This is a genomic window from Citrobacter sp. Cpo032 (assembly GCF_030332975.1).
In the GTDB taxonomy this organism is placed as follows: Bacteria; Pseudomonadota; Gammaproteobacteria; order Enterobacterales; family Enterobacteriaceae; genus Citrobacter; species Citrobacter portucalensis.
Genome location: NZ_JAOWGU010000003.1, coordinates 1 through 228, shown reverse-complemented (window position 1 = coordinate 228; position 228 = coordinate 1). Strand labels below are relative to the sequence as shown.

The 228-nt window shown below is 61.4% G+C and carries 1 protein-coding gene; it reads right to left on the bottom strand.

All coding sequences use genetic code 11. The features are described from left to right. The coding region (locus tag OGY33_RS00015) for an Ig-like domain-containing protein (RefSeq protein ID WP_286570890.1) at positions 1-228 on the bottom strand (228 nt) is incomplete at both ends.

The following is a 228-nucleotide window of genomic DNA, read 5'->3' as shown; positions in this document are numbered from 1 at the left end:
ATCGCCCGGCTGTGCATCCCCGGTCACCGCCCCGCTGATCAGCGTCGGCATCCGCGACTCACTGCGGTTCACGACATTATTCCCTGCCACGGTATCAATGCTGATGGCGTTGGCCGCCTGGGTATCCAGTACCACCGTGGTGTGCTGTACCGCCACCGCGGTGTTGCCTGCCGTATCCACCCCGGTCACTGTCACTTCTACATTGTTACTGCCTTCGGTCAGTACCGA